The following is a 2,935-nucleotide window of genomic DNA, read 5'->3' as shown; positions in this document are numbered from 1 at the left end:
GCCAGTGCCCCGGCCCGGCACCCCTCGCCCGCCGCCTCCTCGGGCCCGGCGCCCGCAAGCAGGGCGGCGAGGAACGCGCCGGTGAAGGCGTCGCCGGCGCCCGTGGTGTCGCGGGGCGTAGCGGGAACGGCGGGCACGCGCGCGTACACCGCGCCGGAGCGGGCCACCAGCGCACCGTCAGCGCCCTGCTTGGCGACGACCAGCGGAACGTGGCGGCTCAGCTTGGCCGCCGCGTCCGACGGATCGGGCAGACCCGTGAGCAGACACGCCTCGTCGCGACTGGGCAGCAGTACGTCGATGCCCTCGATGAGCGCCAGGAAGCGGTCCACACCCAGCTCCGTGAGGAAACCGGCCGACGCCGGATCCAGGCTCACCGGTACGCCACGCGCGCGTGCCGAGTCCAGGGCCGCCGCCACCAGTGCCCGGCTCGGCTCGGAGAACAGCAGATAGCCCGACAGATGCAGCCGGGCGACCCCGTCGAGCAGGGTGTCCGTCCAGTCGCCGGGGTCGAACCGCAGGGACGCCCCGCTGTCCGTCAGGAACGTCCGCTCGGCCGCCGCGTCCACGTCGACCAGGCAGATCACCGTTCCCGTCGGCGCCACCGGATCGACGACGAGGCGTGGCCGTACGCCACAGGCCGTCAGCTCCTGTTCGTGCCACGCGGCCGAGTCCTCGCCCACCCGCCCGAGCAGCCGTACCTCCGCGCAGCCCCGCTGAGCCGCCCAGCACGCCACGTTGGCTCCCGCGCCTCCCGGCAGCGTCCGCACCGAGGCGGCGGTGTCGGTCCCGGGCGCGAGGGGCCCGCGGTGCCGGGCGACGATGTCGGTGACGACGTCCCCGACGACCAGGAGGGCCCTGCCGGAAGGTGTCACACCCCGGCCCAGGCCGACGCGATGCGGGCCGCGAGCCGTACGTTCCCCCGTACCGCCGCCAGGTTCGCGGTGAGCGACGCGCCGTCGGTGTGCCGTACCAGGTAGTCGAGCAGGAACGGCGTGACGGCCTGGCCGGTGACACCCTCCTCCTCGCACGCGTGCAGCGCGTCGGCGAGCACGCGGGCATGGAGCCCGGGGTCGAGCTGCTCCTCCACGGGCACGGGGTTGGCGACCACGAGCGCCGACTCCGGCCCGTCAAGCGCGTCCTGCGCGCGCATGACCTCCGCCACCCGCTCAGGCGACTCCAGCGTCCAGTCCACCGGATGGCCCGAGTCGGACAGGTAGAAGCCGGGGAAACGGTCCGTGCCGTACCCGGCGACGGTGACCCCCAGAGTCTCCAGGCGCTGCAGCGTCGCCGGCACGTCCAGGATCGACTTCACGCCCGCGCACACCACCGTGATCCGGGTGCGCGCCAGCAACCCCAGGTCCGCGGACTCGTCCTGGGTGACCGTCCACTCCCGGTGCACCCCGCCGAGCCCACCGGTCGCGAACACCCTGACGCCCGCGAGGGCGGCGAGCAGCGCGGTCGCCGACACGGTGGTCGCACCGCTCACCCCCGAGGCCACCGCGAGCGGCAGGTCCCGGTGGCCCAGCTTGCGGATCCCGTCCTCGTTCGCGACCCGCTCCAGCTGCTCCTTGTCCAGGCCGACATGGGGCCTGCCGTCCAGGACGGCGATCGTCGCCGGGACGGCGCCCTCCCGTCGCACGACCTCTTCCAGCTCCAGCGCGACCTGCAGGTTGCGCGGGCGCGGCAGCCCGTGCGCGATGATCGTGGACTCCAGGGCCACCACGGGACGGCGGGCGTCGAGCGCCTCCCGCACCTCTTCGGACACCGCCAGCACCACGCGCCTGCCTCCTGTCTTCCGGCTCTCTCTCATCTCTGGCGGGCGACGCGCCCGGCCAAACCCTTGCGACCTGTGGGGGACACCACCAGCCTGGTGCGCATGAAGGACAACACGACACGTCTCGACCATGTGGTCCTCTGGGCCCATGACCCGATCGCCGCGGCCGACTTCTACGAGAAGGCCGTCGGGCTGTTGCCGGTGAGGCTCACCGAGTACGCCGCCGGCCAGGTGCCGTTCCCTTCGGTGCGGGTCAACGAGGAGACCATCCTCGACCTCATGCCGCTCACGTTGGCCGAGCGCATGACCATGGTGCCCGGGGCCGCCGAGAGCGCGGGTCACCCGGTCAACCACGTGTGTCTCTCCTTCGAGGCCGACGGCTTCGAGGCCCTGAGGGCCCGGCTGGAGGAGCGGGACGTGCCCGTCTCGGACATCTCGCACGACTCGTTCGGCGCCCGCGGCATGGCCCGCCGCAGCTTCTACTTCCGTGACCCGGACGGGAACGTGGTCGAGGCTCGGCACTACGAGTAGGCCACGAGCGTTTCCGGAGCCCTTCAGAACAACGGCTCCGGAAGCACCCCTTCCAGTGCCAGCAGCCTCCGCTTGGTTTCCAGGCCCCCTCCGAACCCGCCGATCCCGCCGTCGCTCTCGACGACCCGGTGACACGGCACCACGACCGGCAGCGGGTTCGCGCCCATGGCCATGCCCACCGCCTGGGCCCCGCCCGGCTGTCCCACCCGCCCGGCCAGGTCGCCGTACCCCACGACCGTGCCGTACGGGACGCCGGACGCCAGAGCGCGCAGCACCTGCCGGTTGAAGCCGGAGATCAGCGACCAGTCCAGGGGCAGGTCGAAGTCGTGCCGCTCGCCCGCGAAGTAGGCCTCGACCTGGCGTATCGCCTCGGTCAGCAGCGGGGAATCCGGCGCCTCGACGGGGTCGGTGCCCAGCCGGGACGCGAGCCGTTCGAGCGCCGCGTCGCGGACCGCGTCCGTGGCATGGAACACGACGTTCACCAGGCCTTCACTCGTCGCGGCCAGCAGCAACGGACCGATGTCCGTACCGACGACTGCCCACACGACGCGCTGCTCGTTCTGCCCGTGGCTGTTCATGGGACCACCGTACGGCGCACCACTGACAACGCCCGGGGCGCGGACGCTCGCG

The 2,935-nt window shown here is 72.9% G+C and carries 4 protein-coding genes; 1 reads left to right on the top strand and 3 read right to left on the bottom strand.

Translation table 11 applies throughout. The features are described 5' to 3' along the window. A partial coding sequence (locus FNH08_RS48055; protein ID WP_322726606.1) for a carbohydrate kinase family protein occupies positions 1-872 on the bottom strand: 872 nt, incomplete at its 3' end. After that, on the bottom strand, positions 869-1,777 hold the full coding sequence (locus FNH08_RS48050; RefSeq protein ID WP_322726605.1) for a pseudouridine-5'-phosphate glycosidase: 909 nt from the start codon (positions 1,775-1,777) through the stop codon (positions 869-871). The genes FNH08_RS48050 and FNH08_RS48055, both read right to left, overlap by 4 nt. Positions 1,778-1,876: 99 nt before the next feature. On the opposite strand from FNH08_RS48050, the gene FNH08_RS48045 reads away from it, so the two are divergent. Further along, on the top strand, positions 1,877-2,305 hold the full coding sequence (locus FNH08_RS48045) for a VOC family protein (protein ID WP_152778205.1): 429 nt from the start codon (positions 1,877-1,879) through the stop codon (positions 2,303-2,305). A gap of 23 nt (positions 2,306-2,328) precedes the next feature. Here the strand turns inward: FNH08_RS48045 and FNH08_RS48040 are convergent, their stop codons facing one another. Continuing rightward, positions 2,329-2,883, bottom strand: a complete 555-nt coding sequence (locus FNH08_RS48040; protein ID WP_152778204.1) for a methylated-DNA--[protein]-cysteine S-methyltransferase — start codon at positions 2,881-2,883, stop codon at positions 2,329-2,331. Positions 2,884-2,935: the final 52 nt, after the last annotated feature.

This window comes from Streptomyces spongiae, assembly GCF_009377185.1.
In the GTDB taxonomy this organism is placed as follows: domain Bacteria; phylum Actinomycetota; class Actinomycetes; order Streptomycetales; family Streptomycetaceae; genus Streptomyces; species Streptomyces spongiae.
Note: the sequence above shows the minus strand (reverse complement) of the source record. Positions and strands in the feature narration are given on the sequence as shown.